Origin of the sequence: Perlabentimonas gracilis, from assembly GCF_011174675.1 — a bacterium.
Classification (GTDB): domain Bacteria; phylum Bacteroidota; class Bacteroidia; order Bacteroidales; family Tenuifilaceae; genus Perlabentimonas; species Perlabentimonas gracilis.
Genome location: NZ_JAANIG010000023.1, coordinates 44,715 through 70,960, shown reverse-complemented (window position 1 = coordinate 70,960; position 26,246 = coordinate 44,715). Strand labels below are relative to the sequence as shown.

Sequence of the window (26,246 nt, the reverse complement as noted above, 5' to 3'; positions counted from 1 at the left end):
CCACTGGTAGCTATGGTTTTCATTAAAAGGCACCTCAAGGGTAACGCTCTGCCCCTGGCAGAAGCTAAGCGGGGCGTTGGCGCTCAGGGAGGCTGAGGGAATGGCGCCAACGGAAACGGTTTTAACCATTGAGCCCGCACACCCGTTAGTGGCGGCCACGTAGAGCCCCACCTGATAGCTGCCCGGGTTGATGTATCCGTGGGGTGGTGGCTCCTGTAGAACGGAGCCCTTGCCGTCGCCGTAATCCCATGTCCAGCTGGCAATATCAAGCTCATATGTGTCTGTGAGGTTTGTGAGGGTGGTCTCTTGCCCCAAGCAAACGGTGGGGGCGTTGAAATCGACAAGGGGCGAGGGTTTAACCACCACGGCTACCTCGATGGAGTCCTTGTCGGTGGCAGATGCCACCACAAGCTTCACGCTGTGCGTTCCGCTGGTGGCGAAAGGGTGCTGGGGGTGCTGATCGGTGGACTCGCCCCCATCGCCGAAGTACCATTTCCAAGACACGATCCCGTCGGTGGCCTGCGACTGATCGGTGAACTGCGTAGGCTGCCCGTGGCAAACGGTGGTGGCGCTGAAGAACGCCTGGGTGTTCTTCACCTCAAAGGTGGCTAGCTCGGACCATTCGCTGCCCAGGTAGCCCTGGTCGATGGCTTGGACTTGCCAATAGTAAATGCCAGATGTTAACCCTGTGATAAGGAAAGTTGTATCAAGCTGAGCATTACCCATTGATGTAATTCGGCGAAATCCACTATCAAGGCTTGAGTGAGGTGAGCAAATTGTTTGTCCTTCTGTCCAGTCCCTATGCGTACCAATCCATACATTATAACTCATAGCCTTATGGTGGGTTTCATCGGTTTTCACATTCTGCCAGTAAAGCCTTATACCAATTGGTTCAAATTTAGCAACAAGACCCTTTGGGGTACTGGGTTTTTGATTAGGTTCAAAGGCCCCTGCTCGCATAACTAAATTATTTCGATACACCTTTGTTATGTATGCTGAACCTGTTGTTTCCCCTGTAATAATAAAATCTAAATCCCCGTCGTTATCAAAATCGGCAAGAGCAATAGCACTATTCTTAACTCCTGTAAGGTTCAGATCAGTAGCCTCTGTAAAGGTATGGTCGCCATTATTAAAATAGATTTTTGTTACTGAACCAAAATCTGCTTCTCCAGTAATAATAATATCTAGTAATCCATTATTATTAAAATCCCCCCAAGCTACTGCCCCATCAATTACACCTTCAAGACCGGCTTCTATATCGAAAAACGACCCCGAAATATTGCGAAAAACTTTAGATATCCTACCAAATCCTGGCCTAAATCCAGTTAAAAGTAAGTCTATGTAGCCATCGTTATCGTAATCGCCCCAAGCTGCACTACTGGAATGTACACTTGGAAGCACAACCTGAGTATCCTCAGTAAACGTGCCATCGCCATTATTTTTAAATATCTTTGAAACACAAGTAAGACTAGCTATGGACAGATAACCAGAAATAAAAATATCTAAAAGACCATCATTGTTATAGTCAACCCATGCACCGAAACCTGAATATAAGTCTGGAACTGTAGTGTCGAGCAGTTCATAAAAAGTGTTGTCTCCATTATTTCTGTAAACCCTAGTAAATGAAGAGCCTGAACCTGATAAAGACCCTGACACCAGCAAATCCATATATCCATCATTATCGTAATCGCCAATGGAAATCTTAGGATTGGTTAGATTTGCATTTATTCCACTTTCATTATAAGAAAAAGCACCATTCCCATCGTTTATATATATTCTAGCAATTTCCTCTCCCCAATAAGTTCCAACAATTAAGAAATCTAGATTATCGTCATTATTAAAATCGGCCCAGTGTACAGAAGAACGAACCAATCCTGGTAAATCAATACCTGATAGTTCAGCAAAAGTGTTGTCACCAGAATTAGTATAAGCCTTTAAATTATGATTAAATCCATCACTCCCTGTAATAACCAGATCAATATATCCATCGTTATTAAAATCTCCCCAATCAACCGAGCCATAAGCTGCGCCAACGATATCCGCATCGGTTAGTTCAGAGAATAGGCCTGTTGAAAATGCACCTGGATTTGCGTTACCACTTATATGATAATATTCCTCGGCACCAGTAGTTCCAACATACTCAACAACTTGAAAATTGTATGTTAAACCAGCGGACAAACCATAAACAGTTGTACTATCGGCTCTTCCGTTGTAAACACAGTACCACCCAGTATTCCCAATTTCGTCACCATATCCAAAAGTTGGGTCGGCAGTATAAGTCCTGAAATCAATTGGATGTGCAGTCCCCAATGAACCCTGCTTGCAAAACACAACCCTACGAGTGCCATTCCCCTTATCCCACTTAATTACTAAACTCCCCGATCTAAGGTGATATGCCTGTAAGTTACTTGCCTGTATGCTTTCAATTGTGAAGCTCTGCTCCGGAGCGAAATAACCACCCCTATAACCATTGTCAACAGCCTGTACACTCCAGTAATAATCGCCTGGTAAAAGATTCCTTAATTCAAAGTAATTACTATGGCCGCAGTTCCCAAGAGCAGGAATTTTTCTAACCCCATCATTGGAGGACATAGCCGACTTAACATCAGAGCCTCCTGGGGTTTTACCAACCCGCACATTGTAACTCATCCCTTTTTGAGGTGTTTCATCGGTTGTAACCGGATCCCATGAAAGTATTGTTTTGTGAATCTCCTTTTCGGCACCTAGTCCAGTTGGTGCCAAAGGTCTATTATTAGGAGTATTAATGTCATTTCTGTAGATTTTTGCATAAAGAGAATAATTGTAAACCCCCATAACAAAAATGTCCAAATCTCCATCATTATCGTAATCGCCGAAAGCAACGGTAGAATTAGTTAGCCCAAGAAATTTTTGATGTGATTGCTCAGAAAATGTATTGTCGCCATTGTTCCGATATAATCTTGTGGCTTGTTTCTCGCCATTTTCCATACCAGAAATAACGATGTCTAAAAGGCCATCGTTGTCGTAATCGCCTAAAGCAATGCTTCCCCAAGCAACCCCTTCCAACTCAATATCTATTTGCTCTGTAAAAGTACCATCGCCATTATTACGAAATACACTGGCAATCCTTTTGTTTGTTTGGCCTGTTAAAACTATATCTAAGAAACCATCATTATCGTAATCACCAATGGCAGCAGAACCGTATTCAACGTTAGGAATACCTGTGTTGTTAAGCCTAGTAAATGTATTGTCGCCATTATTAATGTAAACAATAGTTGCTCCGTGTCCCAATAAAAACAAATCGACATAGCCATCATTATTAAGGTCGCCCCAAAGTGCATCACCGCCACTAATCCCCTCTAAATCAATCCCTGGATGTAAACTAAAAGTACCATTCCCATTGTTCCTGTATATTTGGGACTGTTCTCCAACACTTGTAGCACCACATAGGAGTAGATCAATATCTCCATCGTTGTCAAAATCATGTAATGCTACAGAACTTTCTGTAACTCCCAGCAACTGTATTTGGGTTTCTTCAGCGAAATCAGTTCCATTATTGTTTTTATATACCAATGTAACTCCATCATTATTACTATTTCCCGAAATAAAAATATCGAGAAACCCGTTGTTATTATAATCCGACCAAGCAACCGAGCCTTGCTGAATCCCTTCTAGCGTCTGTTCGATCACAAATTCATCATTACCCAAATTTTTATATAAATGCGTAATTGGGTATAGTGACATTGCAGTGCTACCATTACCCATTACAATAAAATCTAAAAGGTTGTTGTTATTAAAATCGCCCCAAGCAAATGACCCCCTCAAAAAACCTTGTATATGTATGTCTGTCAACTCTGTAAATACTTGGGTTTTAATAGTTGCAGGGTTTGATATTACTATCTCGGTGTAGTATATTGGACCATCCTCGAACTCGATTACGTGAAATCTGTAATTTGTTAACGCATTGAGCCCTTCAATATCAACACTACATTCTGTTCCTTTATAAATACAATACCATCCACTCTCGCCAATTTCAGTTCCTACACCAAACTCACTATTTGCAGTATATGAGCTGTAATCTTGGGGTACCGCTACCCCATCGTCACCCTGCTTAGCAAAAACAATACAAAATTTCCCATTACCTCGCCTCCAGTGCAAGGTAAGGCGATTCCCTTCAATATTATCAGCAAAAATATGTGATGCCTGAATTTCTGCCTTGAATGTAAAAGACTGCTCTGGAGCAAAGGGGCTTGCTGCATATCCTCCGTCAATAGCCTGTACACTCCAATAGTATACTCCATTTTTTAAGCTCTCAAGTTCGAAAAACGACTTGGTTTGAGTATTTCCCATACCAGATAAAAGGCGATTCCCTGCTGGTAAAGACATTGACGATACCACATCGTTCCCCCCAGAAGTTGTTCCTACCCTAACATTATATGTCATACTATTCTCGGGGGTTTCATCGCCAGTTACACTGTCCCATTCCAGTAATACTGACTGGGCTTTTACTGTAGCATTTAAACCTAAAGGCACATTAGGAGTGGCATTGGAATGCTTAGTATTGTTTTTAAAAACTTTCGTTACTACCTGATTACTATTATCTCTGCCAGAAACCAATAAATCTATTTTCCCATCGTTATCAAAGTCGGCCAAATCAATAGAACAGTAATCCACTCCTGGAATTTCATGCATGGTTATCTCACTAAAGGTATTGTTCCCATTATTCTGATAAACCTTAAAAATGTTCAACATTTGAACTGACTGTCCAGCAAGCACAATATCTAAATGCCCATCGTTATTGAAATCGGCCCAAGCTGCCGATGAAATTGATACCCCAGCTAACCCCAGTCCACTCTGCCATATAAAGTTTCCCGCACCATTGTTTCGATAAACCCGTGCCATATGGCTTCCAGTAATTAGAAGGTCTAAAAAACCATCATTATCGTAATCGCCCCAAGCAACATTTTCTCCTATAATGTTGGTAATTTGGATTTCTGTTTGTTCCGTAAAGGAATGCCCCCCCTCATTTCGATATATTTTGGTAACTCGATTGTAGTCCTTGTCACTACCTGATATTATAAGATCTAAGTATCCGTCATTATCGTAATCGCCCCAAGCGGCTACACCAGATGTAACATCTAAAAGGTTAATGTTTGTTTGTTCTGTGAATGTATTATTGCCATTATTACGATACAACTTTGTCTCTCTGTTATCGAAAAGCAGCAAGTCAACATTTCCATCATTATCATAATCGCCCCATATTGCATTTGTTTGATATGAGGTATAGTCTGTGATTTGTAGCCCACTAACAAAACCTCCTTCACCGTTATTTCGATAAATACATGTTGGACCATTTGATCTTGATAACAATACATCTAAAAAGCCATCGTTGTTGTAATCGGCTATTGCTAACGAATTCCTCAATGCGCCATTTAGTTCTATCTCCTCCTGTAAGGCAAAGCTCCCATCACCATTATTTCTATATACAAGAGTGGTTGCTATGTCGGAAATTATTATATCCATATTTCCGTCGTTATCAAAATCGAACCACCTAACTGTACCTTGGTTGGCTTGATACAGATCTGCTATGGGGTATTCAGTAAATAAATCTACGGGTATCTCTTCAATGGTTTTAACTACTACGTTATCAATAATCCAATACCAAGAATAATCGCCAGTCCATTTAAATCGAACCCTTGCATTGGGTACATTTCGAATTTGGTCAGTAACATTAATCGATGAGGGCTCAGGATTAGAGGTACTTGTGCTATTAACGTACACATTAACCCACCCAACTCCATTAAATAGTTCAATCTCGCATAAGCCATCATAACCTTCTTGGAAATACTCATGAAATTCCAAAAAAACGTATTCTTCTGTGGTTGCATCAAATTCAGGCGATATCAGGTAAACCTCCTCAACTGTACCATTATCACCGTAGTAATCACTATCGAAGATAGCAAAAGGGGCTACTATTGGAAAGTTTGTTGCTTTATTGCCAGGGTTGTCGAATCGCCAAACCTCATTGGCATTACCCTGAGCAACCTCTACTGTCCAGCCTGCTGGAGGAGTGGTGCCCGAGGCCGTGGAGAAATCTTCGCTTAATATTATGTTTTGTGATAGTACTGTTAAGGGGAGTGTTGAGAAAAAAACCATTAATACTATTAACAGCTCGAAAGCCCATCGTTGGTTTTTGGTAATGTGGTCTATCATGATAGGTTAGGGTTTGGGGGAAAGGCGGTTTAACCAAAGTTACAGCAATTGATTATTGAAAACAATACTAAACCTTACTTATTTTATTGGTTATTGTGCAAAAGAAAAGGTATCACTAGTGTCCGACAAAGTATTTTTTAAAATGATAATAATGCAATAGATTTCGAGCGCCTGCCTGAATGACGCAGTCAGGCAGGAAGCGAGACCACGAATTAGCAGCGAAGCTAAATCAATATTTATTAGTCGGTCAGTAGTGAAAAAGTATATTGCTTGATTGATGATCAGCTGCTCTACTCCACCACCAGCCGCCTCACCACGCTGCCTCCCTCCACCTCGATGCGGCAGAGGTACACCCCCTTGGGCGCGCTGCTCAGGTCGAGGGTAAAGGCCGGGGCGCTGTGCTCCTGCGCCAGCACCACCTGACCCAGCGCATTGGTCACCCGCACCCTCACCCTACCCATCAGGCCTTCGCCCAGCCGCACGTAGAATAAGCCTCCCGACGGGTTGGGGAAGATAGCCACCTCGGTGGGGTTTAGGCTAATGTCGATGCCCACGATGGTGCCCGTGGGGATGTTGATCACGTCGCTGGCGGTCCAGCACTCGCCGCCCTCGTTCACCCGCACCAAGTAGTTGCCCAGCTGCTGGTTGGCCACGTAGGTGTAGGTGTTGGCGCCGGGGATCAGCGCATCGTTATGGTACCAGCGGTAAGCCGTCGCACTTTCGTTGCTGCAGCCCAGAATCCACACGTTGGGGCCACGGGCATATATGGCGGGCTTGGCGGGGGCGGGCTTGGTGGTGAGGGTGAGATTATCGGATGGTGTGCTGCAGGTTTCAGCAATGGCAACAGCAGAATAATCGCTGGCAGATAGTTTGCCAGAGTAATTGATGCCATTGGCATTGGGGATATCTACCCCCGATCTTCGCCACTGGTAAATATATTCTGGCCAAGGGTTTTCAACCTGCAGCGTTACTATTGTTCCTGGGCAAAAATCGATTTGGTTATTAACCTCAGAAATCACAGGTTTTGCTGGGTTTTGCCGAACGGTTACGTTTACCTCCCCCGATGTGCTCACACACTCTCCCACAGGATTGGATGCAGTAACCGAGTAGCTGCCCGTTTGTGTGGCTGAATAGATGTGGCTAGTTGCCCCAGTAATGCTTACTCCTTCGTTAAGCCAGCTGTATGCGTAGCTGCTGTTTTGGGGAACCTCAAGCACCACATTTTCGCCTTGACAAAATGTTAGTGGGCCATTTGCACTTATTGGTACTTGTGGGTACTCTCCCACTTGCACAATTTTTTGCTTAATGCCAACACATCCATTGTGGGCTGTGGCGTAAAGAGTTATCTCAAACTCACCGGCATTATAGTATCGGTGGGGCAAAGGATCTTCTTGGTTTGATGTTACTCCATCGCCAAAGTCCCATAGCCATTCGGTGATAGTAAGGCCATTCTGATTGGTTAGGTTGCTTAATGGTGTTGTGCTACCAAGGCAAACAGTTGGGGCTGTAAAGTCGGCAATTGGACTCAACCCAACTACTATGTCCATTGAGTACGAGTCGGCAAAACTTGCCGTTGCAACCGATAGGGTTACAGTGAAAACTCCGGCTGAAGTATAGGTGTGTGCAGGGTTTGACTCGTTAGATGTTGTTCCATCACCGAAATCCCATTGCCAAGAGGTAACCTCCTCAATGGATTGGGATAGATCTGTGAACTGGGTGCCTGAATTGAGGCAAGCCATACCTGCATGAAAGAATGCTTGTATGTTTTTTATCTCAAATGATGCAACCTCCGACCATGAACCTCCAACATAGCCTTGGTCTACAGCCTGTACCTTCCAATAGTATATGCCTAAGGGTAGGTTTCTGAGAATAAAGTTTGTGTCGAGTTGGGCATTGCCCATCGATACAACTTTGCGGTAGCCTGTTTCTAAGTCTGAGTGGGCTGGGACGACTGTTATTCCGTTTTGCCAGTTTACCTCAGTGCCAACCCATACGTTGTATGACATGGCTTTGTATGGTGTTTCATCGGTTTTAATGGGCGACCAGCTAAGGGTAGTTGTGCCGGGCAGAACAATTGAGGTTAAATTCTGCGGGCTTTCAGGTTTGACGTTGGCATTCTGTTGAACACCCGGCATAATGGTATTGTTCTTAAATACCTTGGTGATAGTTGTAAAGTTGTTGTATCCTGTAATCAGAACGTCAGTATCGCCATCGTTATCGTAATCGCCTAGAGATACTGTTCCGTTTCTAATTCCTTTTAAATTAAACCCTGGCTCTTCGGTGAAATTACCTTTGCCGTTACCCTTCATAACCTTGGCTATGTGGGCCGAGGTTCCATCAGATAAATGGGAAAGCCCTGTAATTATTATATCGAGATTCCCATCATTATTATAGTCGGTCCAGGTAACCGTTCCGCTAGAGACTCCGGGCAGGCCTGTTCCGGTCACTTCGGAAAAAGTTCCATTGCCATTGTTGTTGTACAGTTTCGCTACAGAGTATGGATTCCCTCCTGTAATTACAATATCCAAATATCCATCGTTATTGAAATCGCCCCAAGCAGAGGCAGAATGGCTAACGCCAGTGAGTGAAATGGAGGTTTGCTCAGTAAAGGTTTCGTTGCCATTATTGCGATAAATTTTTGCAATGCCCGATCCGGTTAAAAGAATATCGAGGTAACCATCGTTGTTGTAGTCGCCCCAAGTGGCGTTGCCGCTCTCTATGCCAGGCAGACCTGCATTAGTATCGGTAAAGGTTCCATCGCCATTGTTACGGTATACTTTAGCTATCTTTCCACCATCAGATGCGCCAGAAAGCAGGATATCTATATTGCCATCGTTGTTGTAGTCGCCAACTGCCACAGAGCTCTTAAAAACTCCAATTAGTCCAGCATCTAAATAGGTGAACGTTCCATTGTGATTATTAAGGTATACTCTTGATATTGCTCCGGAACTGGAACCGTTTATAGTTCCCGTAACTAAAACATCGGGATATCCATCATTATTGAGATCGGCCCAAGCAATTGAGCCTTGTGTAACTCCGGGCAAGCCCGTACTGTTTTGAAGTTTAAATTCGTTCTCACCATTATTATGATAAAGTTCTGCAGCATAGCCAGAGTTAGTATAACCAGTTACTAAAAAATCAAGAAATCCATCGTTATCAAAATCGGCCCAGGCTAGGGTTGTATTTATGTTAAAGTTGGAAGTTGTAATATGGGTTTGTTCGGTAAAAAGCAAAGAGTTAAATATTCCTATGTTTGTATGCGATATTTGGTTGGGCATATACTTTTCCTCGCCACTCTCTCCCTGGAATGTAATAACATTCACAAGGTAGTCTTTCATGGGGTCGAGCCCACCAACCAGAGCCGAATCGGCTTTGCCTTTGTATACGCAGTACCAGCCCGACTCACCCAGGGGCGATCCCTCCTCAAAAATTGGGTTGGAGTAATAGGTAGTATTATCAACTGGTAGGGCGCTACCCGAGTTGCCCTCTTTTGCAAACACAATGCTTCGGTCGCCATTCCCCCTTTGCCACTTAACTAGGATTGAATTGTTGTTAACATTCTTTGCCTGTAAACCCGATGCCTGTATGGGTTCAATTACTATTTGCAGATTGCTAGAGAATTCGCCACCTTGGTACGAGTTATCTATGGCCTGAACGCTAGCATAGTAGTCTTTTCCCCATCGGAAAGTATAGTTGAGGATGTGGGAAGTCCCCAGCTGCGCATTGCCTAGGTTAGGCACTTGCCGAATGCCGTTGGTGGTTGAATGGGTTGGCATGAGCATAGCGTGACCAGTATTATCGGTTAGCGCCACGTTGTAAGCCATAGCCTCTTTGGGCGTTTCGTCGGATGTAACCTCACTCCACGTTAACTTAACGCCCTGTTTAAGCACCGTGTAACCCAAGCCAGTTGGTGGGTTGGGTCTACTGTTGGGGGTGGTACAAAGATTCTTGTATACTCTTGCAACAGAAGTATTCTCATTGTCTAACCCAATAATTGCAACATCAATATTACCATCGTTATTGAAATCGCCTAAAGCCAATGAGTTCTCTTTTACCCCTACAAAAGGATTACTTTCCTGCTCTTCAAAAGTATCATTGCCTTTATTAATGAAAATCTGGGTTTTTCCCTCACCCAGAATATCACCTGAAAGGATAACATCTAATAAGCCGTCGTTGTTAAAATCGGCCCAGTGGCCTTTGCCAAACACTACTGGTAAATTTGCATTATTTAAGCTAAAAGTACCATCACCATTGTTCCTGTATATTGCCGACGTGCCTTCCTGCTGGTGTTCGCCAGCCAGAAGTATATCGAGATAGCCATCGTTGTTGTAATCGCCCCATTTAGCAGAGAAGAACGTGTTGCCATAGCGAGTAAAGCCCTCTAGTTCAGAAAAGGTATTGTCGCCATTGTTACGGTATATTGCAAGAATTGAATTGTTAATGGTGGCTCCTGCCAGAAGGATGTCTACATATCCATCGTTATCAAAATCGCCCCATGCAATTTCGCCCATATAAAGTGGGGGCAGCTGAACCGCGGTTTGTTCGGTGAACGTACCATCGCCGTTGTTGCGAAATAGCTTGGTTGATACCTCGTCATAGTTGTCTTCTCCAGCAATAATAAAATCTAAAAACCCATCGTTATCGTAATCGGCCATGGCAACGGAGCTATGCCTAACACCAGTAATCTGGGTCTCGTTCTCAACGAAGTCACTTCCATCGAAAATAAAAATCTTTGATATGTACCCATCAAAATCGGGATAGAAATCATCATAAGTAATGTTGTAAACACCTGTTATTATAAGGTCAAGATAGCCATCGTTGTTTAAATCGCCCCAGGCAACGCTTCCATCGTATACATTAGGCAAACTATAGGAGGACGGTTCAAATGATCCGTCCCCCAAATTGGTGTATAGATTGGTCTCTGCTCCTCCAATGCTTAAACCATTTAAATACAAACCAGTGGTTATTAAATCAAGTTGCCCATCGCTATTAAAATCGCCCCATGCTATCGAACCATTATGAACTCCATTAAGTGGTAAGGCTGACAAGTGCTCAAAGCTAAGCGTTTGTGCTACTGAATGGTTAATTGATAAATGAATGAATGGAATGGCTACTAGGCACAATCCAAACCATCGGGCTATTGAGAGTAATGCCATATGGGTATAATGCTTGGTGTTGGTTAATATAAAAATAGTGTTTTTTCCCTTTGAAAGATTCCCATTTGTCAAAATTGTAATGCGCAGAATAGCTTCGATTTCAGTATTTCAGCACGATATCACTTCTTTTAATCAGCATATTACTTTCGGCTATTGTATTACATAACAAAATGGTTTAAATTTGTTTAAGCTTGCCTTTAAACCTAAAACATAACCTTGCGAACCATGAAACAATTTGCTGCACTAAGCACCGCTTGTTTACTAATGTCATTTATAGCAATTAGTACCTCTGGAAAATCCCAAAGCATTCTTACGCCCGAACTATACCAATCGATTGCCCCTGAGCATAAAATTCCGCTTTTTATTGATGAGTTTGTCGACAATAAAAACAACTGGCTACTGGGCATAAAGGAGAATGTATGGTTCCAGAACCTAGAGAACAACTCGCTTTTTTTCCAATCGTATGAGGATGTTCCAAAGGAAGATTTCAAAGAGGTATACATCGACCAGAGCAAAGATTTTGAGATTGAGCTTAAGATTAGGCTTGACAAGGGCATACCCAACAAGTTTAACGGGCTGCAATGGGGAAAATGTGTTGAGAGTGCCAAGCAGTTCGACTTCTTTTTCAATGGACAGGGACAATACACCATCGACAAGTTTGAGAATGGAAAATTCACCGATTTTGTTCCAATCACATCCACACAGCTAATAAACAACTACACGTACAACAAGCTTACCGTACGCAAGCTAGGTGAGAACTACTACTTCTTCCTGAATGAGCAGCTGGTGCATAAAATGCCATTCGAGCCCTTATTTGGCCATGGTGTAGGGTTTCAAGTGGCCGAGCGTTCGTCGATACAAATTGAGTACCTTAAAGTTTGGCAGCTAAAAACTGGTAACGATACCCGGCTACCCAGCATACTAATAACCAACGAGCAGCTTACCACACCAACAGGTACAGTTACTCCGGGAGCAACGGTTAAGCTAAGCTTTACGGTTAGCAATACATCATCCGATGACGCAAAAAACCTTAAGCTACTATACACCCTGCCCCAAAACGTGCTTCTGCTCGAGAGTATTAGCAACCTGCCCATAAATGCTGGCGAGACAAGAGATGTGGATATGCTATTCTACATCAACCGAGAGATTGACACCAACGATTTTGAGATTGTTGTGCACGCAGAAGGAGCCGAACTTGCCGAGGAGTCCACCAAATCATTTGCAGTGGAGATAAACAAGCCTGTTCAGCTTGCTCAAGCCAACGAAGCACAGGAGTTTACCCTGTACCGAAGCGGCGATCCCCTTAGGGGGCTAATGGCGGAGCAGGCCATTCAGGAGGTGTCGGTTGGTCGATACTTTGCCCTTATCATTGGAATTGACAAGTACTCCGGCACATGGACACCGCTTAGAAATGCAGTAAACGATGCCCGCGCGGTAGCCCAACAGCTTAGCAACCAGTACGAGTTTCATACCATTAAAACCCTATTTAACGAGCAGGCTACCCGCTCAAATATCATTAAAGAGTTTGAGTGGCTAATGACGAACGTGCGCGAGAACGACAACTTGCTTATATTCTACTCGGGCCATGGTGAGTACAACGAGGCTCTACAGCGTGGATTTTGGGTGCCGGTAGATGCAAACACCAGCTCCATTTCACAGTTCATCTCTAATATCGATATTCAAACATTTTTGGGAGGAATAAAGTCGAAACACACATTCCTCATTGCCGATGCCTGCTTTAGTGGCGATATCTTCAGAGGAAAAACGCTTACCATCCCCTACGAGAACTCCTTTAAGTACTACAACAAAATATACTCAAAACCCTCACGCACTGCTCTAACGTCGGGCGGTATTGAACCTGTAATGGATGGCGGAAAAGAGGGTCACTCGGTATTTACATACTACCTGCTTAGGTCACTAACCAACAATCGGAACCAGTTTTTCGATGCAAGCCAGCTTTACAACGACCTTAAGATTGCTGTAATCAACAATTCGAACCAAACCCCAATGTATAGCCCAATTATTAATACCGGAGACGAGGGTGGACAGTTCATCTTTATTCGAAAACAAAACCCTTAAGCCATAGTGAAACATCCCATAAACCTACTAGTAGCCCTCTCTATAACGCTATGCAGCTTATCGTCCTTAGGTCAGCAATTCAACTTCACCAACTATGGGCTAGAGCAGGGATTGCCACAATCAACGGTATTTGAAATATTCGAGGATCAGCGGGGCTACCTCTGGATTGGCACCGAAAGCGGTGTGGCACGGTTTAATGGCACCGAGTTCACCGTATTCGATCGCAGCTCGGGCCTACCGGGCAACATAGTAAGAAGCATTACCCAAGGCCCCAATGGCAACATATGGGTAGGAACAGACGGTGGAATTGGAGTATATAATGGTGCCAAATGGTCAACCATTACATCGGCCAATGGGCTGGCCGGTACTGCAGTGCTTAAGCTAAGGCTCGACCATAAGGACAGGATGTGGGTAGCAACAAACGATGCAGGGGTAAATGTAATTACCTTCTCCACCGACTCCATATCAATCCTCAATTATGATAAAGACTCTGGTTTGGCAGGAAACTTTGTTCTCGATATTCTGCACGATAAAAAAGGAAAAACCTGGCTTGCCCTTATCGGGGGGGTTAACATGATAACCCTAAACGATAACCTGCCCACAATCCATAGCCTGGAGGACTCCCTATTCTTGTCTAGCAACCTAATCTCAACCATTGATATCGACAAGGAGGGTAATCTGTGGTGCGGGTCGCTCGATGCTGGGGTGTTTCAAATTAAGATGACCCAAACCCCATACGAAATTGCACACTACGGCTCAGCCAAAGGAATTTATGACAATAGGATATGGAGGGTGCTTTGCGACGACTCTGGCAAGGTATGGATTGGTAGCAACGAGAAAGGGTTGTACTACATCGAGAATGGAGTTACACAGTCCATATCAACCACAAATGGCCTACCGGGCAACCTTATACTTAGCCTTTACCCCGATAGCAATGGGAACCTATGGGTTGGAACAATGAATGGGCTATCACTCTTCCAAGGTTTCCACCTAATGCACTATACCGAGAGCGAAGGAATTCCTGGTAAGCAGGTTCTTGCTGTCAAGTCGGCTCCCGACAACTCCCTTTGGATAGGCACCGATGGCAAAGGCTTGGCTAAGCTAAATTTGAATAACAATAGGATAAGCGCTAAGGTATTTGGTCCGGAGAGTGGGTTTACCGGAAAACCTGTAATCTCTATGGATTTCGACAGCGATGGCACCCTGCTCGCTGGCACCCGAGGCGATGGACTGGGCGTATACCAAAATGGATCGTTCCAGTACATAAAAGCCAGCAATGGGCTGGCCAATAACAATGTGAACTGCGTAGCGTGGAACAAGTATGGCTCTATCTACGTGGGAACCAACCTGGGTTACAACGAGATTAAAGACGATAGAATATACTACATAACCACAGAGGATGGGCTGGTTCACCCCGAGGTATCCACCATAATCTCCGACCCCAGGAATGTTGTATGGATGGGCACAATGGGAGGATTGGTTCGATTTGAACCCAGCACAGGAAACTACAGAGATTTCTCGCCTCGAAACGGATTGCTAGATGTTCATGTTAACGCCCTAGCTGTTGATAAGCACAACCAAATTTACGTTGGAACTAGCAATGGTATATTTATTTACAACGAACGAACCGACACAATAACTCCATTCATAGGTGGGGCCCTTAATGCCCGATCGATTAACGCACTACTCTTTTATAACGACTCCACCCTACTTGCTGCCACCACAGCAGGTTTCAATCGTATTGTGTATAATCGGAACTTAACCAGAGTGCTTCAGGTTAAGCAATACGACAAAACCAATGGGTTTCGATTTAGCGAAACAAATTTTAATGCCATTACAAAAGATAGGAATAGTAACGTTTGGTTCGGCACCGTTGACGGCCTTACTCGTTACCAGCCCCTGTTAGAGGACTCCATACTACGCACCCCAAAAATACATATAAAAGGCGTTCGTCTTTCCTTTGAGCCTGTTGACTGGAAACGGCTAGGCTACGATGTAAAACCTTGGTTTAATATCCCCAAAAACCTCAACCTAAAATATTACCAAAACCATATAACCTTCGATTTTGACGGTATCTACCTTTCAAACCCCGAAAAGATACAGTACCGCTACAGGCTTGAACCATACGACAAAAACTGGTCGCCACCCACCAAGAGCAGCAGCACAACCTATCCGGGGCTAAACAATGGTAAGTATACGTTTGTGGTAAGCGCAAGCGCCGATGGGGTTAACTGGTCTGAACCACTTGCCTATCAGTTTATCATATCACCACCGTTTTGGAAAACCTTGTGGTTCCTTATTCTATGTATTCTAGCGTCAATTGCTTTAATAGCGTTATACATTCGATATCGCGAACGCAAGCTAAAAAAGGAAAAAGAGCACCTTGAACAAGTAGTTAAGGAACGAACCGCTGAAGTGGTTGCCCAAAAAGACCATATTGAGAAACAGCATACCATTGTTACAGCGCAAAAGCATGAAATAACATCAAGCATTAGCTACGCTAGCAGAATACAGCAGGCCATACTCCCCAATGCCAATTACCTAAGGCAAAATACTGCTGACAGCTTCATACTTTACAAACCTCGCGACATAGTAAGCGGCGATTATTACTGGTTTGGCAAAAATGGGAACAAGCTAATTGTTGCTGCTGCCGACTGCACAGGCCATGGTGTTCCGGGAGCATTCATGAGTATGCTGGGTATAAGCTTTATGAACAAAATTATAAATGAGCAGAAGACCCTGGAACCAAATGAGATTTTAGAAAAAATGCGCAGCAACGTTATAGAATCTCTACATCAAGGGAACTATGCTGGCACAACCAAGGATGGAATGGACATGGCGCTTTGCGTGATTAACCTTGAAACCCTAGAGATGACCTTTGCCGGAGCATATAACCCTGCGGTGCTCATATCAAACAACGAAGCCATTGAGATTAAAGCAGACCGAATGCCCGTGGGGCTTCATATTAAAATGGATCAGTACACCTCAGAGTCGGTTCAGCTCAAAAAAGGCGATTGCATTTACCTGTTCTCCGATGGGTATCAGGATCAGATGGGCGGCCCCGATGGGCGAAAGTTTATGCGAAAAAACCTAAGAGCCCTCCTGCTCGAAATACACACCAAGCCATTTGCCGAGCAGCAAGAGATTCTTGAAAAAACCATTGAGGAATGGCGTGTGAATCCTACGAGACCCGATAATAGCATAGATCAGATTGACGACATTGTAATAGTTGGCTTTGCGCTATAGCCATTGCAATTTGCTAATATTCCTTTTCTTTCGGATATTTACGGCAAATATTGTAATTATGAAATCAGCCACTAAAATTGCCCTACTTGCCATTGCTATAGCCTTTACGCTAAAGGCTTGCGACAAGCCCAGTTATCCCGAAAATTCTATTCTGGGGACATGGCGATGCTTCGAGGAGGGCTCCGTATCAGGGTATCGACAGTACAATGTGAGCCTTGATTACAATGGTACTGACTCGACAATGATTAAGATATATAACTTTTATAACCTTGGCTTCGAGGTGGAGACCTACGCCACCGTGTCTGACACCCTAATTGAATTAATTGGCACCAACACCTATAACGATTTCTCGGGTACGGGTCATATAGAGCGCGACTTTAGCGCCATTTACTGGCGATTCTCCTACTCGGGATTTTCAGGCTCCGATCCTCAGGTTGAAGCCGCTTTTAGACGTTTCTAGTGCTGATGAAAAACCGTTAAATTCCATTCGATAGCTAAATATCAAAATCAATAAAACAAATACGCTATGAGAACAACCGTTTACAAAACGATTTGCCTTGCCATTGCCTTTTGGCTAAGTGGCTCTATGGCATTTGCCAGCGGCAACGACAACACCTTAACTCCTAGTAAACTTTTTGAGCTGGAGTCGGTGGGCGAGGTAGCTCTTTCGCCTAGCAATGAAGCTATTGCCTACACCGTTACCGTTCCTCGCCCTATGGATCATAAGCCGGGTAGCGATTATCGCGAGCTACATTTGGTAAACCTAAAATCAAAGGAGGTTACCAAGCTAATTACTGGCGAGGTATCAGTATTCTCGTTGGGATGGACTCCCAATGGCAAAGCCATAACGTTCAGAGCCAATCGTCCAGAGGCCAGCGGTACTCAGGTGTACAAAATCGATATCGACAGCCAAGAGGTGGAGCTTATCCATAAGCACAGCTCATCGGTGTCGCAGTACCACCTTTTGGAAAACGCAATGGTATTCACCTCGCTAAACGATGATGATCCAACCCGTGTTGAGCTGCGCGAAAAAGGTTTCAATATCGAGATATTTGAGGAGGAGTGGCGTCATATCAACCTATATATCCACGACTTTGCAACAAACGAAACTCGCCAGCTAACCAAGGATGTGACAGTGTTCGACTTCGCGGTATCGCCCAATGGCAAGTTGGTTGCCGCTGCAATAGCTCCACAGAATTTGGTAGACGACTCCTACATGTTCAAACGAATTCATACTATTGATATGGAAAGTGGCGAAATAGTTCAGCTGGTTGACAACCCCGGCAAGCTGGGCAACATGGTGTGGAGCCCCGATGGCAAGAAATTGGCATTCCGCTCAGCATCGAAACTAGAGGATTCGGTTGTGGGTAGCCTGTTCGTTGTGGATGTTCCCAACAGCAAAAAATTTGCGGAGCTACGCAACTACGCCGAGGGGCTTGAGATGTCGATAATTGATATGACATGGAAGGACAACTCCACCCTACTATTTGCAGCCGAAGAGGGAGTAGACATTGTGCTAAGCGAGCAGAAGCTGAAGGCCAAGGCCAGAACAGCGCTAACCAACCCGGGCGATGTGGTATTCCGTCGCTTTCAGCATGTTGATGGACTAGTAGCATTTGCAGGTCATACACCAGCGCATCCCACCGAAGTGTTTACATTTGGCGTAAAGGGAAAAAAACTCGAACGAATTACCCAGCACAACCCTTGGCTAGCCAATGTGAAGCTGGCTAAGCAACGTAAGTTCGAGTACGAGGCCCGCGATGGAATGCGCATTGAGGGTGTATTGGTTTATCCGCTTAATTTTCAAGAGGGACAGTCGTACCCGCTTATCACCTATATTCACGGTGGCCCCGAGGCTGCCGTTCAGAATGGTTGGACGACTAACTACTCCACCTGGGGACAATTTGCCGCTGCACGCGATATGTTTGTTTTTATGCCCAACTACAGGGCCAGTTCGGGTCGTGGTGTCGATTTCACCATGGTGGGATATGGCGATCTGGTTGGTGTGGAGTACAATGATGTGCTGGATGGTATAGATAACCTTATTGAGATTGGCTATGTTGACAAGAATCGCGTTGGCTTAGGAGGCGGTTCATACGGTGGATACTTCGCAGCATGGTCGGCCACCAAGCATACCGAACGATTTGCCGCATCGGTGGTATTTGTTGGTATTAGCAATCAGGTTTCGAAACGCAACACCACCGATATACCCTGGGAAGACTACTACGTTCATTGGGGATTTTGGAATCATGAGAACCTAGAGAAGGTATGGGGCGCAAGCCCAATTAAGTATGCCCACCAGAGCAAAACGCCAACCCTAATTCTGCACGGAACCCATGACCCACGCATCCATCCCGAGCAGGGGCTGCAGCTATACCGTGCCCTCAAGCTACACGGCGAGGCGCCCGTAAGGCTGGTTTGGTACCCCAACGAGGGCCATGGTAACAGGATTAACCTTAATCGTTACGACTACCTACTACGCACGTTACAGTGGTTTGAGTACTATTTGAACCCTGAAAATCCACGAGGCGAGATTCCTGAAAAATATCTGCAATACTAAATGCACAAGGCAAAGCGAGGGGTACATTTACTCCTCGCTTCGCTTTACATAGGATTGTTAGTAAGCAATAATACCTTACCTTTGCATCAAATACATTAAAGGGATGGCTGAAATTGGAAAAACCAACAACCTGCGGGTTGTGAAAAAGATTAGCATAGGCTGCTACCTCGATGGCGGAGAGCATGGCGAAATTCTAATCCCCCGCCGCTATGTGCCCGAGGATATAAAGGTGGATGAGTACATCGATGTTTTTATCTACTTCGACTCGGAAGATCGGATTATAGCCACCACCGAAGAGCCCAAAATTAAGCTGGGCGAGATTGCCATGCTAAAGGTGGTGTCGGTTACTCATGCCGGCGCATTCCTCGACTGGGGACTACCCAAGGATATCTTTGTGCCGTTCAAGGAGCAGAAGCAGCGTATGGAGGTGGATAAGTGGTACATTGTGGCCCTTTACATCGATTACGAGACCAACCGCTTGGCCGCCTCGGCAAAGGTTGATAAATTTATCGACAACACACCTCCCGAATACGAAGTTGGGCAGGAGGTAGACATACTGATATACAACAAAACCGATTTGGGCTATAGCGCCATTGTGAACAACGCCCACTGGGGCGTAATATACGAGAACGAGGTATTCCGACACCTTAGCCGCGGCAAGCAGCTTAAGGCCTACATAAAGAAGATACGCGACGACGAGAAAATAGACCTTATACTCCAAAAGCCAGGCTACGAAAAGGTGGATGATATCTCGAAAAGCATCCTCGATAAGCTGGAGAAGAATAACGGTGTGCTGTGGCTTACCGACAAAAGCGCCCCCGAAGAGATATACGGCCTGCTTGGCATCAGCAAAAAGGTTTTCAAAAAGGCCATTGGCGCGCTGTACAAAGCGAAACTTATTACCCTTGAGGAAAAGGGGATAAGGCTGGTGGAGGTGTAGGCGCTTAAAGCAGAATTCTTCACGATCCCTCCCTATCCTCCTCTAACAGCTTACTACAAGCCTAACGTTTGGATAGGTTACTAGTGTGGGTACATACAAGTTAGCGTGCATTATGATGCCGAAAAAATCGTTACCTTTACTGAAAAAATCGGAGTGAATAATTCAGAAATTCAGATATTTAGAACAAAAGATGGAAAAACTGAAATTCAAGTAAAACTTGAAGATGAAACCGTTTGGTTGAATCAGTATCAACTTGAATCTCTTTTCGAAACAAATAGAACATCTATTAATAAGCACATTATAAACATTTATAAATCAAAAGAATTAGACGAAAATTCAACTTGTGCAAAAATTGCACAAGTTCAGAAGGAAGGCAAAAGAGAAATTAAACGTAATATCAAATACTATAATCTCGATGTTATTATAGCTGTTGGTTATCGTGTGAATTCATTTCGTGGAACAGAATTTAGAATATGGGCGAATAGAATCTTGAAAGAATACCTTATCAAAGGTTATACTATCAATGAGAAACTACTAAAAAAGCAAAATGTACAACTAAAAGAACTTCAAGAATCTGTTAGATTATTAGGCAAAGTGATTGATTCCAAAACACTTTCGAATGAGGAAAGTGAAGGATTATTAAAAGTAATAACTGATTACGCTTATGCTTTAGAAATATTAGACCAATACGATTACCAAAAACTGAAAATAGAAGAAACATCAGGAAAAGAAACATATCAATTAACCTATGAAGAAGCAGTAAAACAGATTAAAGAAGCAAAGAAAAAGTTTGGGAACAATGAACTCTTTGGTAGAGAAAAGGATGAGTCCTTTAAAAGTTCTATTTCAACAATTTATCAAACTTATGACAGCGTTGACTTGTATCCGAGCATAGAAGAAAAAGCCGCAAATTTACTGTACTTCATTACAAAGAATCATTCATTCACCGATGGAAATAAAAGAATTGCAGCTATGCTATTTTTATATTTCCTTGAAAGAAATGGGTTGCTCTATGACTATGAAGGTAGAAAAAGAATTGCTGATAATGCTTTAGTAGCATTGACTTTAATGATTGCGGTGAGCAGAATTGAAGAAAAGGAAACGATTATAAAAGTGATTGTAAACCTGATAAATAAGAATAATAACGCACGCTAACAAGGGTGCAGTCTCGTCAACAAGTTGACGAGATGGGTTGACATTGGAACTTCGGAGCGGTTTCGCCCGCTCGGGCGTTTTCGTCGGGGGACGAAAACGTAGCACGCTCTCCCAAACTGGTCACACCCCCAGCCGTTAGGGCACATGATCCGACAGAAAATCGAAATTTCAACGATATTTAGAGAATTGTAACTTTAAAGTTACATTTGCGTTTAGAGAAATAAGTTGGATTATAGAAAAAATTCGAGAAATAGTCGCATATAAACATTACTTTGAAGATTTCTTAGTAGAGCAACCCAAGAAAGTTCAGGATAAGATTTATAAAGTTTTAGAAGGGATTGAAACTCTTGAAAGAATTCCAACCAATTATTTGAAACTAATTGTAGGAACAAATGGATTGTATGAAGCAAGAATTCAACTAGGAAGCAATATTTGGAGAGTATTTTGCTTTTTCGACAAAGGAAGATTGGTGATTCTTCTGAATGGATTTCAAAAGAAAACACAGAAAACACCTAAGAATGAGATTGAAAAAGCGTTGAACTTAATGAACGAATACTATGAAAACAAAAAATAATAATCAGGAATTAAACTCTTGGTCAGAAATTAAAGACAGAGTTTATGGAAAAAAAGGAACGGAAAGGCGTGACTCACTTGAAAGAGAAACTGAAGCCTTTAGAATTGGGTTGCTTTTAAAAAAAGCCAGAGAATCTAAAAAATTAACTCAAGAGGATTTGGGAAAAATCATTGATAAGAAAAGGACTTATATTTCTCGTGTAGAGAACAATGGAAGTAATATAACTTTGAGTACATTGTTTGAAATTGTAGAAAAAGGATTGGGAGGAAAAGTAAACATATCGATTGAAATTTAATTCAATGAAAAAAATCACGTGCTCTAACAAAGGGTGTAGCCAACCTCACTGTGCCTAGTAATCGGATGTTCTTTGGTCGATGACGAGGTCTCTCCTATCGTTGAGAAGAGACACGGTGCGAACTGCCTAGGTTCAACAAAAACCTTACAGATATTTGGTTAGCTCATCGGCAATGCTCCTATCGTTCTTCAGGTGAGGAACTTTGTTCTGCCCACCCAGCTTGCCCACCGACTTCATGTACCGAATAAATGTACCCTTGGGTAAATTGCGAAGAATTAGGGGTTGAAGAATTTTACCCCTAACCAAATCCTTGTAATAGGGGTTGCGTTGCTGCATGGCATCGTCGAGTGATAATTGGAAAAGGGCCATATCCTGAGGGGCTTTCGAAAACTCAACAAACCACTCATGGCAAGGTGACCCTTCTGGATTATTGATTAAGGGAGCTATGGTAAACTCCGACACGTGAGCATTAAGCCGGCTGCAAACCTCATCAAGCGCAGTTTCCGCCTCCTCGGCAATAACATGCTCGCCAAAGGCCGAGGTGTAATGCTTGAGCCTGCCCGTTACCACCAGTCGATATGGATTTTTTGATACAAACCTCACCGTATCGCCAATGCTATATGCCCACAGCCCAGCATTGGTGGTAACCACAAGAGCATAGTTCACGCCAAGATCAACTCCTTCAAGCGGCACTCGTGGGGGATTGGGCTCATCGAATCTATCGGCAGGAACGAATTCGTAAAAAATTCCCGAGTCGGGAATCAGAACTAATCCTTCGGATGGGAACTCATCCTGAAAAGCGAAGAACCCCTCCGAGGCGGGAAAGGTTTCCAGAAAATTGATATCACGCCCAATAAGCTGCCTAAACCGTTGCTCGTAGGGTTTAAAGTTTACACCACCATGCACATAAAGCGAGAAGTTTGGAAATGCTTCGCCAATGGTTTCCCTTCCGCTTACCTTCAATACCCGCTCAAAGTACATCTCAACCCATGGAGGAATGCCGCTTATCAGTGTCATTTTTTGGGCTATGGTTTCGGTCACAATGGCATCGAGTTTTCGCTCCCAGTCCACAATACAATTTGTAGTGTAGCTAGGTAGCTGGTTAACCTTAACGTACCAAGGCACATGATGATTCACAATGCCCGAAAGTCGGCCAATGCGTATACCATTGGTTTTGTCCAACTCTGGACTTCCAGAAATAAAAATATACTTGCCATTGATAAAGTTGGCCTGCCCCGTTTTATAAATATACATAAGCAGCGAATGCCGTGCCGAGTTAATGTGGTTTGGCATTGACTCCCTGGTGATAGGTATAAACTTAGCCCCAGAAGTTGTGCCCGAGGTTTTAGCAAAGTAAATTGGCCTTCCGGGCCAAAGCACATCCCTCTCACCCTTTACTATGCTTTGGATATAGGGCTCAAACCCCTCGTAACCGCGAATTGGAACGCAGTTGCAATAATCATTGTAGCTCTTAATTGAGGCGAAGTTGTGTAGCTTACCAAACTGAGTATTTTTACCCGCCTGCATTAGGTTTGCGAACTGCTTTTGCTGTAGGGCAACAGATTCGCTCCCCCACTTTTGATACAATGGAGCATATTGCCTTGCAACTATGTATGCTAACCTGCTCAACATACAATGTAAAAAAGTTATACCAACGAAAAACTCTCTCTACTCAAAGTACTGCTTTAGCAGCTCGATGTATACCTGCGTTCCCAACTCAAGGGCTTCAATGGGAATTCTTTCGTCAACATTGTGAATAGACTCGATTTGCTCCATGCTCATAAACACAGGCATAATGCCATAGGTAGGAATACCTAGCGCCCTAAAGTAGTTGTTATCGTTGGAGGCAGGCATAAGTATGGGAATCACACCCGACTTAGGGTAAATCACCTGTAGAGCATTGGCCATTCGTTTGTAACACTCCCCTATCTCCGATGGAGGCGCCACTGCATTCTCCTCTAGTATCTCAATCTTCACATCACTATTGTCAAGCACCTTCCTTATCTCACTAATAAACTCATGCGTGTCCACATCAGGAAGCAATCTGCAGTCGAGGATAACCTCAATCTCCTGCGGAATAACGTTGGGTGGACCCGGAGGCGTTTGTATTCCTGTTATGGTAATTGTATTGGTAATAAGGGAGTAAATCACCTCATCTTGCCTCATAGCGCGTACCGCCAGAGGTCGGAACAACCCAAGGTTACGGAGCACAACCCCCCTCATACCACCCTCAAGCCTACCCAGCTCCCGAAACATATTTCGGGTAGTTTTGGAGAAAACCACCTTTCTGTTCCATCTAACAATTTTGTATAACGATCGAACCTTCTCCTGCACCGCATACTTTTTGGGTGGAACCGAGCCGTGCCCCGAGGTGTTCATGCTAAGCGTAAGCTTTAGCCAAAGCGAACGTTTAAAGGTTGTTGAAATGGTAAATACCTTTTTATCGGGGTCATTCACCAATACCTTGGGAAGCCCAGTGCCCCCCTCACCAAATACCACCATGGGGCTAAGTTTGTGCGCAAAGCGTTCAGCAACTATCTTGGCACCGGCATGCCCCCCGGTTTCCTCACCCGAAACGGAGAGTAGGGTTACGTTGTAAGGCAAATCTTGCTCACGTGCCAAATCAACAAACTGCTCCATGGCTAGCAGCTGCATCACCGCCATACCCTTATTATCGATTGCTCCCCGCCCCCAAACCTGCCCATTGGCAATGGTTCCCGAAAATGGTGGGTAGGTAAACTGTTCGCTGTTTTCGGCAGGAACAACATCAATATGGTTAAGGAAAATAATATTAGGCTTGTTAAGTGAGAGTGGGTATAATGATGCAGCAAAGTTGAACGTATCGGTATGGTTTGTAAAAACCTCAACATGCATACCCTTGAGCATAGCCATGGTGGCAAGATATTGCCCGGCCTGTTTTTCATTACCCGTAACCGAAGGATACTGAATGTAATCGCTAAGCAAAAGGGCAGAGTGCGGAATGGAATCGTGCTGATTTCCATTATTTGGCACAGCATGAAGAGATTGAAACGAAACGATTAAAATGAAAATAATTGCAGAAGCAAGTTGTCGCATACAAAATGTAGGTTAGCCTGTTTGTGATGTCTAAAAAAATGTGAATTCTCAGCCCACTCACAAATATACGCTAACAAATACGCAACCTCAAATTTATTTGATATAGGGAGTTTGTTTAGTGATAAGCTAATACCTATTGGCATTTAGCATAACCAAAGTACAGTCGAAAACAACTTCAATACCATTCTCACGGGCAAGCTTTAGCAGCTCTGGATTTTCTGTACCCGGATTGAAAATAATGCGCTTGGGCTTAAGCCCAATAATGTAGTCGAGGTAGTCTCGCTGTCTATATGGGTTAAGGTATAGCGAAACGGTATGGATATCGGTAGGGAAAACTGGGTAGTCTAGTATTTGTACTCCCTCAACCTCACCGGGACGAGCGCCAATGGCAACAACCTCAATATTATGCTTGGCCAAACTTTTTATGGCCAACAGGGAGAAGCGCCCTTGTCGGGTACTAGCACCAAGCACCAGCGTTTTCTTACTCATATCAAGTTGATTTGTATAGCATCACAACGGCATAGGCCGATATCCCCTCCTCCCTGCCAACAAAGCTCAACTTCTCGGTGGTGGTAGCCTTAACTGATACGCTGCCCTTATCGAGTTCCAAAATCTCCTCCAGCGTTTGTTGCATCAAAGGGATAAGACCCTTTAGCTTGGGGCGTTGTAAACATACGGTGGAGTCGATATTGCCAATTGAGTAACCCTCGTTGGCAATAATTTGGGCCGTTTTTTTTAGGATGATTTTGCTGTCGATGCCCTTAAGCGACGGATCGGTATCGGGGAAATGGTACCCAATATCGCGCTGAGCAACTGCCCCCAGCATGGCATCGCAAATTGCGTGGATTAGCACATCGCCGTCGGAATGCCCAACGGAACCAACGTGGTGATCGACCTTTAGACCTCCAATCCACAGGTCGTAACCTGGGGCCAAGGCATGCACATCGTATCCTACACCTACCCTAAAACTCATC

General features: G+C 43.9%; 14 protein-coding genes. 8 read left to right on the top strand and 6 right to left on the bottom strand.

Annotation, left to right across the window (positions count from 1 at the left end; all coding sequences use genetic code 11):
* Both G8O23_RS10945 and G8O23_RS10940 read right to left on the bottom strand, forming a co-directional pair.
* Window positions 1-6,192, bottom strand: a 6,192-nt coding sequence (locus tag G8O23_RS10945; protein WP_166364715.1) for an FG-GAP-like repeat-containing protein, incomplete at its 3' end; no start/stop codon positions are given.
* A 290-nt stretch (window positions 6,193-6,482) separates the two neighbouring features.
* Entirely contained in the window at window positions 6,483-11,348 is a 4,866-nt protein-coding gene (locus G8O23_RS10940; protein WP_166364713.1) for an FG-GAP-like repeat-containing protein, read from the bottom strand.
* Between the two features lie 264 nt (window positions 11,349-11,612).
* Here G8O23_RS10940 and G8O23_RS10935 point away from each other — a divergent pair, with 264 nt between their 5' ends.
* The 8 genes from G8O23_RS10935 (at window position 11,613) to G8O23_RS10900 (ending at window position 22,197) form a co-directional block, all read left to right on the top strand.
* Window positions 11,613-13,427, top strand: a complete 1,815-nt coding sequence (locus G8O23_RS10935; RefSeq protein ID WP_166364711.1) for a caspase family protein — start codon at window positions 11,613-11,615, stop codon at window positions 13,425-13,427.
* Window positions 13,428-13,433: 6 nt separating this feature from the next.
* Window positions 13,434-16,673: a two-component regulator propeller domain-containing protein gene (locus tag G8O23_RS10930; protein ID WP_166364709.1), complete on the top strand. Its 3,240-nt coding sequence runs from the start codon at window positions 13,434-13,436 to the stop codon at window positions 16,671-16,673.
* Between the two features lie 58 nt (window positions 16,674-16,731).
* Entirely contained in the window at window positions 16,732-17,133 is a 402-nt protein-coding gene (locus G8O23_RS10925; protein ID WP_166364707.1) for a hypothetical protein, read from the top strand.
* Window positions 17,134-17,199: 66 nt separating this feature from the next.
* On the top strand, window positions 17,200-19,233 hold the full coding sequence (locus G8O23_RS10920) for a S9 family peptidase (RefSeq protein ID WP_166364705.1): 2,034 nt from the start codon (window positions 17,200-17,202) through the stop codon (window positions 19,231-19,233).
* A 103-nt stretch (window positions 19,234-19,336) separates the two neighbouring features.
* Window positions 19,337-20,173, top strand: a complete 837-nt coding sequence (locus G8O23_RS10915; RefSeq protein WP_166364703.1) for a CvfB family protein — start codon at window positions 19,337-19,339, stop codon at window positions 20,171-20,173.
* 105 nt (window positions 20,174-20,278) lie between these two features.
* On the top strand, window positions 20,279-21,328 hold the full coding sequence (locus G8O23_RS10910) for a virulence protein RhuM/Fic/DOC family protein (protein WP_317169004.1): 1,050 nt from the start codon (window positions 20,279-20,281) through the stop codon (window positions 21,326-21,328).
* Between the two features lie 229 nt (window positions 21,329-21,557).
* Window positions 21,558-21,902: a type II toxin-antitoxin system RelE/ParE family toxin gene (locus tag G8O23_RS10905; RefSeq protein WP_317169005.1), complete on the top strand. Its 345-nt coding sequence runs from the start codon at window positions 21,558-21,560 to the stop codon at window positions 21,900-21,902.
* On the top strand, window positions 21,886-22,197 hold the full coding sequence (locus tag G8O23_RS10900; RefSeq protein ID WP_166364702.1) for a helix-turn-helix domain-containing protein: 312 nt from the start codon (window positions 21,886-21,888) through the stop codon (window positions 22,195-22,197). Before G8O23_RS10905 ends, G8O23_RS10900 begins: the two co-directional genes overlap by 17 nt.
* A 144-nt stretch (window positions 22,198-22,341) precedes the next feature.
* Here the strand turns inward: G8O23_RS10900 and G8O23_RS10895 are convergent, their stop codons facing one another.
* The 4 genes from G8O23_RS10895 to ispF all read right to left on the bottom strand — a co-directional run bounded on the left by G8O23_RS10895 (window position 22,342) and on the right by ispF (window position 26,245).
* Window positions 22,342-23,829, bottom strand: coding sequence for a GH3 auxin-responsive promoter family protein (locus G8O23_RS10895; RefSeq protein WP_166364701.1), 1,488 nt, complete (start codon window positions 23,827-23,829; stop codon window positions 22,342-22,344).
* A 36-nt stretch (window positions 23,830-23,865) separates the two neighbouring features.
* Window positions 23,866-25,272, bottom strand: a complete 1,407-nt coding sequence (locus G8O23_RS10890) for a M20/M25/M40 family metallo-hydrolase (RefSeq protein ID WP_166364700.1) — start codon at window positions 25,270-25,272, stop codon at window positions 23,866-23,868.
* A gap of 126 nt (window positions 25,273-25,398) precedes the next feature.
* Complete coding sequence (locus G8O23_RS10885; protein ID WP_166364699.1) at window positions 25,399-25,761, bottom strand: CoA-binding protein; 363 nt, start codon at window positions 25,759-25,761, stop codon at window positions 25,399-25,401.
* Window position 25,762: 1 nt separating this feature from the next.
* Window positions 25,763-26,245, bottom strand: coding sequence for a 2-C-methyl-D-erythritol 2,4-cyclodiphosphate synthase (gene ispF, locus G8O23_RS10880; protein ID WP_166364721.1), 483 nt, complete (start codon window positions 26,243-26,245; stop codon window positions 25,763-25,765).
* Window position 26,246 lies beyond the last annotated feature (1 nt).

Bases quoted from the DNA above. Each gene is read 5' to 3' on its own strand.
- G8O23_RS10925 (WP_166364707.1), top strand. From the start codon at position 16,732: ATGAAATCAGCCACTAAAATTGCCCTACTTGCCATTGCTATAGCCTTT.
- G8O23_RS10915 (WP_166364703.1), top strand. From the start codon at position 19,337: ATGGCTGAAATTGGAAAAACCAACAACCTGCGGGTTGTGAAAAAGATT.
- G8O23_RS10935 (WP_166364711.1), top strand. From the start codon at position 11,613: ATGTCATTTATAGCAATTAGTACCTCTGGAAAATCCCAAAGCATTCTT.
- G8O23_RS10940 (WP_166364713.1), bottom strand. From the start codon at position 11,348: ATGGCATTACTCTCAATAGCCCGATGGTTTGGATTGTGCCTAGTAGCC.
- G8O23_RS10920 (WP_166364705.1), top strand. From the start codon at position 17,200: ATGAGAACAACCGTTTACAAAACGATTTGCCTTGCCATTGCCTTTTGG.
- G8O23_RS10900 (WP_166364702.1), top strand. From the start codon at position 21,886: ATGAAAACAAAAAATAATAATCAGGAATTAAACTCTTGGTCAGAAATT.
- G8O23_RS10895 (WP_166364701.1), bottom strand. From the start codon at position 23,829: ATGTTGAGCAGGTTAGCATACATAGTTGCAAGGCAATATGCTCCATTG.
- G8O23_RS10885 (WP_166364699.1), bottom strand. From the start codon at position 25,761: ATGAGTAAGAAAACGCTGGTGCTTGGTGCTAGTACCCGACAAGGGCGC.
- G8O23_RS10890 (WP_166364700.1), bottom strand. From the start codon at position 25,272: ATGCGACAACTTGCTTCTGCAATTATTTTCATTTTAATCGTTTCGTTT.
- ispF (WP_166364721.1), bottom strand. From the start codon at position 26,245: ATGAGTTTTAGGGTAGGTGTAGGATACGATGTGCATGCCTTGGCCCCA.